This window comes from Streptomyces tibetensis (genome assembly GCF_040647715.1).
Lineage (GTDB): Bacteria > Actinomycetota > Actinomycetes > Streptomycetales > Streptomycetaceae > Streptomyces > Streptomyces tibetensis_A.
The window spans coordinates 440,302-455,048 of the sequence record NZ_JBEZCR010000001.1 but is presented as its reverse complement, the minus strand read 5'-3'; the positions used below and the strand labels follow the sequence as shown (position 1 = coordinate 455,048).

The window sequence follows — 14,747 nt, the reverse complement described above, 5'->3', positions numbered from 1 at the left end:
GGAGCTGTCCATGGGGGCCATTCCGACGCAACGGGAGACCGCCTCCTGTGCCTCAGAAGTGCCTGCATCCGCTTGGGAGACGCCCGTGCCCGTCCAGGAGGGCCCCGTGCCCGTCCAGGAGGGGCCCGTTTCCGATGAGCCCGCACCGTCCGCGGAGGTGATGACATCGTCCGCCGGGGCGCTCGCACCGGAGCGCGCGCGGGCGCACGCGACCCTGCCCGGCAGCTCCCTCGCGCCGGGCGCCGCACGCGCCCTGGTGCGCGCGGCCCTCACCGAATGGACCGGGCTCGGCCTGCCCGGCACCGAGCACCTCACGGACCGCCTCGCCGACGACGCCACGCTCGTCGTCAGCGAACTCGTCACCAACGCCGTCGTGCACGCCGGCACCGACGTCGGGATGGAGTGCCGGCTGGAGGGCGACACCCCGGACACGGCCGCGCTCGTCGTCGAGGTCTCCGACCACCACCCCTCCCGCGCCCCGCGAGGCAGCGAGCCGGAGACGCCGCACGACACCCCCGAGTACGGGCGCGGCCTGCGGCTCGTCGGCGCGCTCTCCGAGGCGTGGGGGATCACGTACCGCACGGGCCGCAAGACCGTCTGGGCGCGGCTGCCCGCCGGGGGGTGCGCGGCGGGCGAGCAGATCGAGGCGTACGCCGGGGAGCACGCGCTGGCGCGCGGCCTGCGGGTGGCGGAGATCCTGGCGCCCGAGCCCCGCGAGGGCGACGAGGCGACGGAGATGCCGGCGTCCGAACCGCACCCGGGCGACGAGGCGGTGGAGGCCCTACGGGCCTGGCATGGCGGAGGCGACCCGTGGGACCCGCGTGACCCAGGCGAGAAATGGGGCTCGCGAGAGGGTGGAGGGACACGGGACCGGCCGGCCTTACGGGAGACACGTGACCTGCGCGACTGGAACGACCTGCGGGACTGGCGGGACCGGCACGAGAACCGCGACGGACGGAACGGGCCCGACGGCGCCTGGCTCGGCCGCGGCGCCCTGTCCTTCCTCGCCGAGGCCTCCGACCTGCTCGCCGGACAGCTCGACGAGGACCTCGTCGCGGCCCTCGCCGGACAGCTGATCGTGCCCCGCCTGGCCGACTGGTGCGCGGTGTGGCTGGAGGACGAGGCCACCGCCGGCGGCTGGAGCGGTGGAGCAGGCCTGGGCGGACCGCGGCTCGCCCGGGTCTGGCACGGCAGCGAGAACCGTATCGAGGAACTGCGCCGCGCCCTGGAGAAGGACCCGCCGCGACCCTTCGACCCGATGGGCGCGTCCCCGTTCGAACGCGGCCGGGACCAGGGCGGATCCGGGCCCGTCGACTGCCCCTGGCCCGGAGAGGCGCTCGAGGACGGCGAGCCCGGTGCGGCCCTCGCGTACCGCCTGGTCGCCGGGGGACGCCCGCTGGGCACCCTCGTCATCGGACGGTCCGGACCGGCCGGCTTCCCCGACGAGATCACCGGCCTCGTCGAGGACCTCAGCCGCCGGGTGGCCCTCGCCATCGGCGCCGCCCGCCAGTACGCCCGGCAGGCCACCATCAGCGCCGTCCTCCAGCGCGGGCTGCTGCCCGGCGCCGTGGCGGAGATCCCCGGCGTGCGCAGCGCGCTCGTCTACGAGCCGTGCGACAAGGGCGGTCCCAGCGGCGACTTCTACGACCTGTTCCCGGCAGGCGACGGCCGCTGGTGCTTCGCCGTCGGCGACGTCCAGGGCAAGGGCCCCGAGGCGGCCGTCGTGATCGGCCTGGCCCGGCCCTGGCTGCGGCTGCTGGCCCGCGAGGGCTACCGGGTCGCCGACGTACTCGACCGCCTCAACCAGCTCCTGCTCGACGACGCCACGGAGGCCGCCGACGCGGCCGCCCGGGCGCTGGTCGCCGCGGGCGCACGACCCACACCGCCGGGCGACGGTCCCCAGACGCGCTTTCTGTCCCTACTCTACGGCGAGCTCGTCCCCTTCGACGGCGGTGTCCGCTGCACCGTCGCCTCCGCCGGGCACCCACTGCCCCTGCTGCTGGGGGCCGGCGGCGAGGTGCACACGGCCGCGCAGCCCCAGACCCTCCTCGGCGTCGTCGAGGACGCCACCTACACCAGCGACACCTTCGAGCTGCGGTCCGGCGACACCCTGCTGTGCGTCACCGACGGAGTGACCGAGCGCCGCTCGGGCTCCCGCCAGTTCGACGACGGGGACGGGCTCGCGACGGCGCTGGCCGGGTGCGCCGGGCTGGACGCGGAGCTCATAGCCGAGCGGATCAAACGCCTCGTGCACGAGTTCGGGGCCCGGCCCCCGGCGGACGATCTGGCGCTGCTGGTGCTCCAGGCGGACTGACCGCCCGGGTGCTGGACAATGGAAGGCATGCCTTCCGCACTCCCCGACGGCGAGCCCGTCCCCGACGACGGTGCGCTGCCCGCGTCCGCCCTCGCCGGGGCCGCCGACCGCCCACTCGGGTTCTACCTGCACGTCCCGTACTGCGCGACCCGCTGCGGCTACTGCGACTTCAACACGTACACCGCGACCGAGCTGCGCGGCACCGGCGGCGTGCTGGCGTCCCGCGACAACTACGCCGAGACGCTGGCCGACGAGATCCGGCTGGCGCGCAAGGTGCTGGGCGACGATCCACGGCCGGTGCGGACGGTGTTCGTGGGCGGCGGCACGCCCACGCTGCTGGACGCCGGTGACCTCGTACGGATGCTGAAGGCCGTGCGGGACGAGTTCGGGCTGGCGGAGGACGCCGAGGTCACGACCGAGGCCAACCCGGAGTCGGTCGATCCCGCGTACCTGGCCGCCCTGCGCGAGGGGGGCTTCAACCGGATCTCCTTCGGGATGCAGAGCGCCCGGCAGCACGTGCTCAAGGTGCTGGACCGCACCCACACGCCGGGGCGGCCCGAGGCGTGTGTGGCGGAGGCCAGGGCGGCCGGGTTCGACCATGTGAACCTCGACCTGATCTACGGCACGCCGGGGGAGTCCGACGACGACTGGCGGGCCTCGCTGGACGCGGTGCTGGGCGCCGGGCCGGATCACGTGAGCGCGTACGCGTTGATCGTCGAGGAGGGGACGCAGCTCGCCCGTCGTATCCGTCGGGGCGAGGTGCCGATGACCGACGACGACGTGCATGCCGACCGGTACCTGATCGCGGACGAGGTGCTCTCGGGCGCCGGGTTCGAGTGGTACGAGGTGTCGAACTGGGCGACCTCGCAGGCCGGGCGGTGCCTGCACAACGAGCTGTACTGGCGGGGGGCCGACTGGTGGGGGGCCGGGCCCGGTGCGCACAGCCATGTGGGCGGGGTGCGGTGGTGGAACGTGAAGCATCCGGGGGCGTACGCGGCCGCGCTGGCGGCGGGGAGGTCGCCGGGGGCGGGGCGGGAGCTGCTGTCCGATGAGGACCGGAGGGTCGAGCGGATTCTGCTGGAGCTGAGGCTGCGGGAGGGGGTGCCGTTGTCGCTGCTGAGGTCGGAGGGGCTGGCTGCCTCGCGCAAGGCCCTGTCGGACGGACTGCTTCAGGAAGCTGCGTACGAGGAGGGGAGGGCTGTGCTGACCTTGCGCGGGCGGTTGCTGGCGGACGGGGTAGTGCGCGATCTCGTGGACTGAGCTGCTCGGCGTCGGTGCTGAAGCCGGGGGGTTCCGCAGCCCGGCGTAGCGGGGTCCCGCTGCGCCCACCCGTGCCGCCCCCAGCGGCACGCATGCCCGCAGCTCACGCATTCCCGTCGGGGTGGTGCGGATGCCCGCGGCTCGGTGGTCAGGGGGCCGTCACGAAGTCGATCAGTTCTTCCACCCTGCCCAGCAGTTCCGGCTCCAGGTCCTTGTACGTGTGGACGTGCGACAGGATCCGCTGCCAGGCCGCGCCTGTGTTGTCCGGCCAGCCCAGGGCCCTGCACACGCCCGTCTTCCAGTCCTCGCCGCGCGGGATCCGGGGCCAGGACCCGATACCCAGGGACGACGGTTTCACCGCTTCCCAGATGTCGATGTACGGGTGGCCGACGACCAGCGCGTGTTCGCTCTCCACCGACTGGGCGATGTGCCATTCCTTGCTGCCCGGGACCAGGTGGTCGACCAGGACGCCGAGGCGGGCGTCGGGGCCGGGCGCGAAGGAGTCGACGATCGACGGGAGGTCGTCGACGCCCTCCAGGTACTCCACGACCACGCCCTCGATGCGCAGGTCGTCGCCCCACACCTTCTCGACCAGCTCGGCGTCGTGGCGCCCCTCGACGTAGATGCGGCCGGCGCGGGCCACCCGGGCGCGTGCGCCGGGGACGGCGACCGAACCGGAGGCGGTGCGGGTGGGACGCGCGGGGGCGCCCGGCGCCGGGCGGACCAGGGTCACCACCCGGCCCTCCAGGAGGAAGCCGCGCGGTTCCATCGGGAACACCCGGTGCTTGCCGAAGCGGTCCTCCAGCGTCACCGTGCCCGCCTCGCAGCGGATCACCGCACCGCAGAAACCGGTCCCCGGCTCCTCCACCACCAGGCCGGGCTCCGCCGCGACCTCGGGCACCGGCTTCGGCTTCTTCCACGGCGGGGTCAGATCGGCGGAGTACTGGCGCATTCGAATGACGATAGGAGAAGGCGGGCGGCGATCACCGCGACACGCCGAAACGCCCTGCCAGCGCGTCCCGTTGCGCCCGCACGAACGCCGCGTCCACCACCGCTCCGTGACCGGGTACGTACACCGCGTCCTCACCGCCCAGGTCGAGCAGCCGGTCGAGGGCGGCAGGCCAGTGCGACGGCACCGCGTCGGGACCCGCCTGGGGCTCGCCGGACTCCTCGACCAGGTCACCGCAGAACACCACCTCCGGATCACCGGGCACCAGCACCGCCAGGTCGTGCGCCGTGTGCCCCGGGCCGACGTTCGCCAGCAGCACCTGCCGGCCGCCGCCCAGGTCGAGTGTCCACTCACCGGAGACCAGGTGGCCGGGCGCGGTCAGCCGCTCCGCCGCCTCCTGTGCCGCCGGCGCCGCCAGACCCTGACGCACCCCGTCCTCGCGCAGTTCCTCGCGGTCCCGCACCCGTGTCAGCAGCGCGTCCACGCCCACCGCGCCGAACACCTCGGTGTCCGCAAGCGCCGCGGCGCCGAAGACATGGTCGAAGTGCGGGTGGGTCAGCGCGAGATGTGTCACACGGTGACCGGTGAGGGCCCGCGCCTGCGCGCCCAGTTTCGCGCCCTCGGCGAGGCTCGACCCCGCGTCGATCATGAGGACCGCCCCCTCGCCGGCGACCAGCCCGACCGTGCAGTCCCACACCGGGAGCCGGCACCGCCCCACACCGGCGGCCACGCGCTCCCACCCGAGGTCTTCCCAAGTCACCGTCATACCGCGACGCTAGCGGGTGCGCCCCGCCCGGGGCGCGGCGCCGCACGACCAGCCTTGCCGGGGGTGTACCCCACCGCCGTACACTGGGCCGGGGAATGCTGGCACTCGCACGCGCAGAGTGCCAGGCCGAACCGGCAGGGCAAGCAGGCGGAGACTTCTGGAGGTGTGCGCGATGCTCAGTGAACGCAGGCTGCAGGTGCTGCGCGCCATCGTCCAGGACTACGTCGGCACCGAGGAGCCGGTGGGCTCCAAGGCCCTCACCGAGCGGCACAGCCTCGGCGTCTCCCCGGCCACCGTCCGCAACGACATGGCGGCCCTCGAGGACGAGGGGTACATCGCCCAGCCGCACACCAGTGCCGGGCGCATCCCCACCGACAAGGGCTACCGGCTGTTCGTCGACAAGCTCGCCGGCGTCAAGCCGATGACGGCGCCCGAGCGGCGGGCGATCCAGAACTTCCTCGAGGGTGCCGTCGACCTCGACGACGTCGTGGCGCGTACGGTACGGCTGCTCGCGCAGCTCACGCGTCAGGTCGCCGTCGTGCAGTACCCGTCGCTGACCCGTTCGACCGTGCGGCACGTGGAGCTGCTCTCCCTGGCGCCCGCACGCGTCATGCTCGTGCTGATCACGGACACCGGGCGGGTCGAGCAGCGCGTGGTCGACTGCCCGGCGCCCTTCGGCGACGCCTCGCTCGCGGATCTGCGCGCGCGGCTCAACAGCCGTGTGGCGAACCGCCGTTTCGCGGATGTGCCGAGTCTGGTGGAGGATCTCCCCGAGGCGTTCGAGCACGAGGACCGGGGTACGGTCTCCACGGTGCTCTCCACACTTCTGGAGACGCTCGTCGAGGAGAACGAGGAGCGGTTGATGATCGGCGGCACCGCCAATCTGACCCGCTTCGGGCATGACTTCCCTCTCACGATCCGGCCGGTGCTGGAGGCGCTGGAGGAGCAGGTCGTGCTCCTCAAGCTGCTCGGCGAGGCCAAGGATCCGGGCGTGACCGTACGGATCGGTCACGAGAACGCCCACGAAGGACTCAACTCCACGTCCGTCGTGTCGGTCGGCTACGGTTCGGGCGGCGAGGCAGTCGCCAAGCTCGGCGTGGTCGGACCGACCCGCATGGACTACCCGGGAACGATGGGAGCGGTACGCGCAGTGGCACGGTACGTCGGACAGATCCTGGCGGAGTCGTAGTGGCCACGGACTACTACGCCGTACTCGGCGTGCGCCGCGACGCGTCGCAGGAAGAGATCAAGAAGGCCTTCCGGCGGCTCGCACGCGAGCTGCACCCGGACGTCAACCCCGATCCGAAGACCCAGGAGCGGTTCAAGGAGATCAACGCCGCTTACGAGGTGCTGTCGGACCCGCAGAAGAAGCAGGTCTACGACCTCGGCGGCGACCCGCTCTCGCAGGCCGGAGGCGGCGGCGCGGGCGGCTTCGGAGCCGGCGGCTTCGGGAACTTCTCGGACATCATGGACGCGTTCTTCGGCACGGCGTCGCAGCGCGGACCGCGCTCGCGCACCCGCCGCGGCCAGGACGCGATGATCCGTATCGAGGTCGAGCTCGACGAGGCGGCCTTCGGTACGACCAAGGACATCCAGGTCGACACGGCCGTGGTCTGCAACACCTGCAGCGGTGAGGGCGCGGCCCCGGGCACCTCCGCCCAGACGTGTGACATGTGCCGCGGCCGCGGTGAGGTCTCGCAGGTGACCCGGTCCTTCCTCGGCCAGGTCATGACGTCCCGCCCGTGCCCGCAGTGCCAGGGCTTCGGCACGGTCGTCCCGACCCCCTGCCCGGAGTGCGCCGGGGACGGCCGCGTCCGGTCCCGCCGTACGCTCACGGTCAAGATCCCGGCCGGTGTCGACAACGGCACGAGGATCCAGCTCGCCGGTGAGGGTGAGGTCGGACCCGGCGGTGGTCCGGCCGGCGACCTCTACGTCGAGATCCACGAGCTGCCGCACAGCACGTTCCAGCGGCGCGGCGACGACCTGCACTGCACGGTGACGATCCCGATGACGGCGGCGGCCCTCGGCACGAAGGTGCCGCTGGAGACGCTCGACGGCATGGAGGAGGTCGACATCCGCCCGGGCACCCAGTCCGGCCAGTCGATCCCGCTGCACGGCCGGGGCGTCACGCACCTGCGCGGCGGCGGACGCGGCGACCTCATCGTCCACGTCGAGGTCCAGACCCCGACCAAGCTCGACCCCGAGCAGGAACGCCTGCTGCGCGAACTCTCCAAACTCCGCGGCGAGGAACGCCCCACGGGGCAGTTCCAGCCGGGGCAGCAGGGGCTGTTCTCGCGGTTGAAGGACGCTTTCAACGGGCGGACGTGAGTGGTCCGGCTGCCCGCCGGGGGCCCGGGGGTTGCCACCCCCGGGCCGGCTCAGTCGGCCGGGTCGGCAGGGGCTGTTCTCGCGGCTGAAGGACGCCGTCAACGGGCGCTGACCGGGGGTGTCTCCGGCCGCGGCGGGTGCTTGTTCCTCTGGTCTATGCCAGTCGGCAGGCCGGTTTCGGAGTTGTTCGGAGGACGTGACAACATGCGGTCATGTCCTCCGCACTGACCGATCTCTTCCCCCTCCCGATCGTGCAGGCCCCCATGGCGGGCGGCGTCTCCGTACCGCAGCTCGCCGCCGCCGTGTGCGAGGCGGGCGGGCTCGGGTTCCTCGCCGCCGGGTACAAGACCGCCGACGGGATGTACCAGGAGATCAAGCAGCTCCGGAGCCTCACCGGCAGGCCCTTCGGCGTCAACGTCTTCATGCCGCAGCCGGAGTATGCCGACCCGGCCGCCGTCGACGTCTACGCCCACCAGCTGGCCGGCGAGGCCACCTGGTACGAGGCCGAGCTCGGCGACCCGGACAGCGGACGCGACGACGGCTTCGAGGCCAAGCTCGTGGTGCTGCGCGACAACCCCGTACCGGTGGTGTCCTTCCACTTCGGTGTCCCGAGCCGCGAGACCGTCGACGCCCTGCACCGCGTCGGCACCTTCGTCCTGGCCGCCGCGACCACCGCCGACGAGGCCCGGGCCGTCGAACGGGCGGGCGCGGACGGGGTCATCGCCCAGGGCGTCGAGGCCGGCGGTCACCAGGGCACCCACCGGGACGTCCCGGAGCTGGACGGTTCCGGCATCGGGCTGCTGTCGCTGGTCGCCCAGATCCGGGAAACCGTGAGCATCCCGATCGTCGCCGCCGGTGGCATCATGCGCGGCGGCCAGATCGCCGGTGTCCTCGCCGCGGGCGCGAGCGCGGCCCAGCTGGGCACCGCCTTCCTCGCCACCCACGAGTCGGGGGCGCACGCCCTGCACAAGCAGGCGCTGACCAACCCCCTGTTCGTGCGCACGGAGTTGACCCGGGCGTTCTCCGGCCGCCCCGCGCGCGGGCTCGTCAACCGGTTCCTGCGCGAGCACGGCCCGTACGCGCCCGCCGCCTACCCCGAGATCCACCACCTCACCGCGCCGCTGCGCAAGGCCGCCGCCAAGGCCGGGGACGCGCAGGGCATGGCGCTGTGGGCCGGGCAGGGGCACCGGATGGCGCGGGAGCTGCCCGCCGGGCAGCTGGTCGAGGTGCTGGCCGGTGAACTGGCCGCCGCCCGGGCCTCGTTGACGGGCGGGGGCGTGCTGTGACCGCGCCGGTGTTCGTGGTCGAGCACTTCGACGCGGGCGGCGGCGGCCGGTACGTCCTCGACGGGCCGGAAGGGCGGCACGCCGTCTCCGTGAAGCGGCTGCGCGCCGGTGAGGACGTCGTCCTCACGGACGGGGCCGGCCGCTGGGCGGACTGCGTCGTGCTCGACACCGAGGGCAAGGACCGGCTGATCCTGCAGCTCGACTCGGTGCACGAGGAGCCGGCCGAGGAGCCCCGGGTCACCGTCGTCCAGGCCCTGCCCAAGGGCGACCGGGGCGAGCTCGCCGTCGAGACGATGACCGAGGTCGGGGTCGACGCGATCGTGCCGTGGGCGGCCGCGCGCTGCATCACGCAGTGGAAGGGCGACCGCGGGGCGAAGGCCCTGGGCAAGTGGCGGGCGACGGCCCGGGAGGCCGGCAAGCAGTCCCGCCGGGTGCGCTTCCCGGAGGTCGCGGAGGCGGCCACGACCAGGCAGGTCGCCGCCCTGCTGGCGGGGGCGGACTTCGCCGCCGTGCTGCACGAGAGCGGGGACACTCCCCTGGCCACCGCCGGCCTTCCGGCCACCGGTGAGATCGTGCTGGTCGTGGGGCCCGAAGGGGGCGTGGCGCCGGAGGAGCTGGCACTGTTCGAGGAGGCGGGGGCGCGGGCGTACCGCCTCGGGCGCAGTGTGCTGCGCACATCGACCGCCGGGACGGCCGCCGCGGCCGTACTCCTGGCACGCACCGGACGCTGGTCCTGACCGTTCCCAGAGGCTGAGTGAGCATGAGTCCTGTTGCCAGGACTCATGCTCGGCGAACGCGCCGAACGCGCCGAACGCGCCGAACGCGCCGAACGCGCCGAGCGCGCCGAACGCGCCGGACAATGTCGGGCGTTGTGGTCCCCCATCTCAAGGACCCCGAGGGCGACTTGGGGGAGCTTCAGGAGTGGCTGCTGCTGCGCGGCTGACGCCTTTGCGCCCTACCGCACGGCCGCCGACAGTGGCAGGCTCCCCTCCATGGGGGCTTCGACGAGGAATCGACTGGGGCCGCGCGGGCGGCGGGTGGCGGTCGCGGCGACGTTCGCCGTCGTGGCCGTGGGCGGCGCCGTCGCCTGCGAGCCCGGCAGCGTCAGCACCGCGTCCGTCGCGTACACCACCGACCAGACCGTGACCAAAGAGCTCGAACGGCAGAAGGCGGACGTGCGGTGGCTCACGTGCACCGCCTCCTACGGGAAGAACGGCACCAAACCGTCACCCTCGGCGGGTGAGCGGACCGTCGCCACCGTCGACTGCGAGGGCGAGACCGACGACGGCAAGGACATCACCGTCGACGGAAAGGTGACCCACGCGGTGGACGGCGCCTGCGTACGCGGGAAGATCACCGCCAAGGTGGACGGCAAGGTGTGGTTCGAGGTCGACGGCCTCGGCGACTGCGACTCCACCAGCCCGCCGCCCGTCGGCGGACCCCCGAACGGGCAGCCCGGGCCGACGGTCACCGTGACCGTCACCCAGACCATCTGGTGTGAGCGGTACCCGGACTGCCGCCCCGTCGAGGGCAAGTGATCCGAACCCTGTCCGCGCGGCGTCGTCCCTGCATAGGGTGATCGGGTGACATCGCCTGCTTACCTCCGGTTCCCCCATGTGCACGGCGACCTGGTCGCCTTCACCGCCGAGGACGACGTGTGGCTCGCTCCACTCGACGGCGGCCGGGCCTGGCGGGTCAGCGCCGACAACATGCCGGTGACCCAGCCCCGCATCTCGCCCGACGGCACCACCGTCGCCTGGACCTCCAGCCGGGACGGTGCCCCCGAGGTGTTCATCGCCCCGGTCGACGGCGGTCCGGCCAAGCGGCTGACGTACTGGGGAAGTCTCAAGACACAGGTGCGCGGCTGGACCCCGGACGGCGAGGTCCTGGCGATCAGCAGCCAGGGCCAGGCGAGCCTGCGCCGCACCTGGGCGCATGCCGTCCCGCTCGACGGCGGCCCGGCCACCACTCTGCCGTACGGGCCCGTCGGCGACGTCGCCTACGGCCCGCACACCGTGCTGCTGTCGGCTCCGATGGGGCGTGAGGCGGCCTGGTGGAAGCGTTACCGCGGCGGCACGGCGGGCAAGTTGTGGATCGACCGCGAGGACGACGGGGAGTTCGTGCGGCTGCACGAGGACCTCGACGGCAACATCGAGTACCCGCTGTGGGTGGGCGACCGCATCGGCTTCCTCTCCGACCACGAGGGCACCGGAGCGCTCTACTCCTCCCTCGCCGACGGCTCCGACCTGCGCCGGCATACCGCTCATGGGGGCACCGCCCGCTCGAGCGCAGCCGAGAGTGAGGGAGGTTTCTACGCCCGGCACGCCGCGACCGACGGCACCCGCGTCGTCTACTCCAGCGCCGGTGAACTGTGGGTGCTGGACGACCTGGAGGACGCCGAGCCGCGGCGGCTGGACGTGCGGCTGGGCGGACAGCGTGCCGATCTCCAGCCGTTCCCGGTGAACGCCTCCCGGTGGTTCGGCTCGGCGTCCCCGGACCACACCGCACGCGGCAGCGCGGTCGCCGTGCGCGGCTCCGTGCACTGGGTCACCCACCGCTCCGGCCCGGCCCGCGCGCTGGCCGCGACACCGGGCGTACGGGCCCGGCTGCCGCGCACGTTCCGCGCGGACGGCGAGCAGTGGGTGGTGTGGGTGACGGACGCCGAGGGCGATGACGCCCTGGAGTTCGCGCCCGCCACCGGACTCGCCCCCGGCGCTACACCCCGCCGCATCGCCGCCGGGCAGCTCGGCCGGGTGGTGGACCTCGCCATGGCCCCCGACGGCAGCCGCGCCGCCGTGTCCTGCCACGACGGGCGCCTGCTGCTGGTGGAGCGGGAGACGGGCGAGGTGCGGGAGGTCGACCGCAGCGACGACGGCGACGTGTCGGGCCTGGTCTTCTCGCCCGACTCGTCCTGGCTGGCCTGGTCCCACCCCGGCCCCCGGCCGCTGTGCCAGCTGAAACTCGCCCACACCACCGACCTGTCGGTCACCGAGGCCACCCCGCTGCGTTTCCAGGACTTCGCGCCCGCGTTCACCCTGGACGGCAAGCACCTCGCGTTCCTGTCGACCCGCTCCTTCGACCCCGTCTACGACGAGCACGTCTTCGACCTGGCCTTCGTCGTCGGCGCCCGGCCGCATCTGATCACCCTCGCGGCCACCACGCCCTCCCCGTTCGGGCCGCAGCGGCACGGCAGGTCCTTCGAGACGCCCGACCGGGAGGAGACCCCCGACAGCGAGGGCACCCCCACCACCCGCATCGACCTCGAAGGTCTCGCCGACCGCATCGTGCCCTTCCCGGTCGAGGCCGCCCGCTACACCAACCTGCGGGCCGCCAAGGACGGCGTCCTGTGGCTGCGCCACCCGGTCGCCGGGGTCCTCGGCGCGTCCCGGGCCACCCCGGACGATCCCGACCCCAAGTCCGAGCTGGAGCGCTACGACCTCGCCCAGCAGCGCCTGGAACATCTCGCCGTGGACGCCGACCACTTCGCGGTCAGCGGCGACGGCAAACGGGTGCTGCTGTGGACCGACGGGCGGCTGAAGGTCGTCCCCAGCGACCGGCGCGCCTCCGGCGACGACGACAGCGACTCCAACATCACCGTCGACCTGGGCCGCGTACGCCAGTTCGTCGACCCGGCGGCCGAGTGGCGCCAGATGTTCGACGAGAACGGCCGCATCATGCGCGACCACTTCTGGCGGCCCGACATGAGCGGTGTCGACTGGGACGGCGTCCTCGCCCGCTACCGCCCCGTCGTGGAGCGGGTCGCCACCCACGACGACCTGGTCGACCTGCTGTGGGAGGTCCAGGGCGAGCTCGGCACCTCGCACGCCTACGTCATCCCGCGCGGCGGACACGGCGGCGGCCCCCGGCAGGGCCTGCTCGGTGCCGACATCTCCCGCCACGAGGACGGCAGTTGGCGGGTCGACCGCATCCTGCCCTCCGAGACCTCCGACCCGGACGCCCGCAGCCCGCTGGCCGCTCCGGGCGTCGCGGTGCGCCCCGGAGACGCCGTGGTGGCGGTGGCGGGACAGCCGGTCGACCCCGTTCTCGGCCCCGGCCCGCTGCTGATCGGCACGGCCGGCAAGCCGGTGGAACTGACCGTCTCCCCGTCCGGCGGCGGCGACCCCCGGCACGCCGTCGTCGTCCCGGTCGCCGACGAGGAACCCCTGCGCTACCACGCCTGGGTCGCCGACCGCCGCGCCTACGTCCACGAGAAGTCCGGCGGCCGCCTCGGCTACCTCCACGTCCCCGACATGCAGGCACCCGGCTGGGCGCAGATCCACCGCGACCTGCGCGTCGAGGTGGCCCGCGAGGGGCTGGTCGTCGACGTGCGCGAGAACCGCGGCGGCCACACCTCCCAGCTGGTCGTCGAGAAACTGGCCCGCCGTATCGTCGGCTGGGCCGTCCCGCGCGGCATGCGCCCCTACAGCTACCCGGAGGACGCCCCGCGCGGCCCCGTCGTGGCCGTCGCCAACGAGTTCTCCGGCTCCGACGGCGACATCGTCAACGCGGCGATCAAGGCCCTCGGCCTCGGCCCGGTCGTCGGCACCCGCACCTGGGGCGGCGTCATCGGCATCGACAGCCGCTACCGCCTGGTCGACGGCACCCTGGTCACCCAGCCCAAGTACGCCTTCTGGCTGGAGGGTTACGAGTGGGGGGTGGAGAACCACGGCGTGGACCCGGACGTGGAGATCGTCCAACGCCCGCAGGACTACGCGGCGGGCAGGGACACCCAACTGGACGAGGCGATCCGACTGGCACTGGAGCGCCTGGAGACAGCACCCGCGAAAACGCCCCCGGGCCTGCCGACTTGAGGGGCGCGCGGCTGTGTCGACGTGCGGCTCCGCCGCGTGGGCGCGACCAGCCCGATCGACCCACTGCCGGAGAAGGAGCTGCCGGAGAAGGAGCCGTGACTCCCCCCGGGCGGAACGCGCCCGGCTCCACGTGGCCGATCACCTGCGTGGAGGGGACGGGGTGATGTGAGAGTGCGGTTGCACGGGCGGCGTCGGCGGGAGCGAGGCGAGCTGGTCAGCCTCTACCGGGTAGACCGGCTTCACGCCGACAGAGGTCGTGCCCGGCGGGTCGGGGTGTGCTACATCGCGGCCGCCCGGCTCGTCGCGGGCGCCGCGGTGCTGCTGGGGCTACTGGCCGGGGCGTTGTTGTGGTGGCGGCCCGACCGGACAGGGCAGGAGCAGGCGTTGGCCGTCGGCAGCGCGGCGCTGGGCTGCGGGGTGCTGTGGGTGACGGTGGTATGGCGCGCGGCATGCTGGCTGAGACGCGGCATGATCGCCGACACGGGAAGCAAGCCGCAGGCCGTGGCCGGGCTGGAGCCCGACAACCAGGGGGAGCCCGACTGGCTGTGGGACGTACTGCGGCTGGCGCACCTGGTGTTGCTGTGTGTCCCGCTGGCCGGGCTGGTGCTTGCGCTGGTGAGCGCGGTGATGCCCGAGGAGGCGGGAGCGTGGTCCGGCTGGGTACGGTGGGGGATCTCGGGGTTCAGCCTGCTGATGACCGGGCTCATGGGCGGGATCATCGGTGCTCTGGCCCTCGGCCTGGTGGCCTCCGGCGAGGAGTGCTGGACGCCGCGCGGTGCCGCGCGGCGGCTACTGGTGTACGCGGTGCCCTTTCTGCTCGCCATGCCGTGGCTGTCCGGTCTGCACGCCCCCTGGACGGGTGCACTCGCCGGTGCAGCCGCGCTCTGGCTTCTCATCGGGCCGATCAACCAGGTCGCCAAGCACATACCCGGTACTGCCGCCGACTGAATGCGCGCGGGCCTCTTCCAGCCGGCCGGCGCCCGCACCCGACGACGATACGATGCCCACGTCGCACCGCACGGCCCAACCCCCG

General features: G+C 73.4%; 11 protein-coding genes. 9 read left to right on the top strand and 2 right to left on the bottom strand.

The window, feature by feature from the left end; translation table 11 throughout:
• The first annotated feature begins 10 nt into the window (after window positions 1-10).
• Entirely contained in the window at window positions 11-2,314 is a 2,304-nt protein-coding gene (locus AB0B29_RS02065; RefSeq protein WP_362232721.1) for a SpoIIE family protein phosphatase, read from the top strand.
• A 27-nt stretch (window positions 2,315-2,341) separates the two neighbouring features.
• Window positions 2,342-3,574, top strand: coding sequence for a radical SAM family heme chaperone HemW (gene hemW, locus AB0B29_RS02060; protein ID WP_362232718.1), 1,233 nt, complete (start codon window positions 2,342-2,344; stop codon window positions 3,572-3,574).
• A gap of 148 nt (window positions 3,575-3,722) precedes the next feature.
• On the opposite strand, the gene AB0B29_RS02055 is transcribed toward hemW, so the two are convergent.
• Both AB0B29_RS02055 and AB0B29_RS02050 read right to left on the bottom strand, forming a co-directional pair.
• On the bottom strand, window positions 3,723-4,526 hold the full coding sequence (locus tag AB0B29_RS02055) for a DUF3097 domain-containing protein (protein WP_362232715.1): 804 nt from the start codon (window positions 4,524-4,526) through the stop codon (window positions 3,723-3,725).
• 31 nt (window positions 4,527-4,557) lie between these two features.
• Window positions 4,558-5,289, bottom strand: coding sequence for an MBL fold metallo-hydrolase (locus AB0B29_RS02050; RefSeq protein WP_362232713.1), 732 nt, complete (start codon window positions 5,287-5,289; stop codon window positions 4,558-4,560).
• A gap of 172 nt (window positions 5,290-5,461) precedes the next feature.
• Between AB0B29_RS02050 and hrcA the strand changes: the two genes are divergently transcribed.
• The 7 genes from hrcA to AB0B29_RS02015 all read left to right on the top strand — a co-directional run bounded on the left by hrcA (window position 5,462) and on the right by AB0B29_RS02015 (window position 14,662).
• On the top strand, window positions 5,462-6,478 hold the full coding sequence (gene hrcA / locus AB0B29_RS02045) for a heat-inducible transcriptional repressor HrcA (protein WP_033306349.1): 1,017 nt from the start codon (window positions 5,462-5,464) through the stop codon (window positions 6,476-6,478).
• Window positions 6,478-7,617 carry a molecular chaperone DnaJ gene (gene dnaJ / locus AB0B29_RS02040; RefSeq protein WP_362232711.1) on the top strand — a complete coding sequence of 380 codons (1,140 nt, stop codon included), beginning with the start codon at window positions 6,478-6,480 and terminating at the stop codon, window positions 7,615-7,617. The genes hrcA and dnaJ overlap by 1 nt, the downstream gene beginning before the upstream one ends.
• Window positions 7,618-7,829: 212 nt before the next feature.
• The gene (locus tag AB0B29_RS02035; RefSeq protein ID WP_362232708.1) at window positions 7,830-8,903 is read left to right on the top strand and encodes a nitronate monooxygenase; all 1,074 of its coding nucleotides are present in this window, start codon (window positions 7,830-7,832) and stop codon (window positions 8,901-8,903) included.
• Window positions 8,900-9,640 (top strand): 16S rRNA (uracil(1498)-N(3))-methyltransferase, encoded by a 741-nt coding sequence (locus tag AB0B29_RS02030; protein ID WP_362232705.1) that lies wholly within the window; start codon window positions 8,900-8,902, stop codon window positions 9,638-9,640. Before AB0B29_RS02035 ends, AB0B29_RS02030 begins: the two co-directional genes overlap by 4 nt.
• 255 nt (window positions 9,641-9,895) lie before the next feature.
• A complete protein-coding gene (locus AB0B29_RS02025) occupies window positions 9,896-10,441 on the top strand; it encodes a hypothetical protein (protein WP_362232702.1) in 546 nt (181 codons plus the stop codon).
• Between the two features lie 45 nt (window positions 10,442-10,486).
• Window positions 10,487-13,714 carry a S41 family peptidase gene (locus tag AB0B29_RS02020; protein WP_362232700.1) on the top strand — a complete coding sequence of 1,076 codons (3,228 nt, stop codon included), beginning with the start codon at window positions 10,487-10,489 and terminating at the stop codon, window positions 13,712-13,714.
• Between the two features lie 273 nt (window positions 13,715-13,987).
• Window positions 13,988-14,662 carry a hypothetical protein gene (locus AB0B29_RS02015; protein WP_362232697.1) on the top strand — a complete coding sequence of 225 codons (675 nt, stop codon included), beginning with the start codon at window positions 13,988-13,990 and terminating at the stop codon, window positions 14,660-14,662.
• Window positions 14,663-14,747 lie beyond the last annotated feature (85 nt).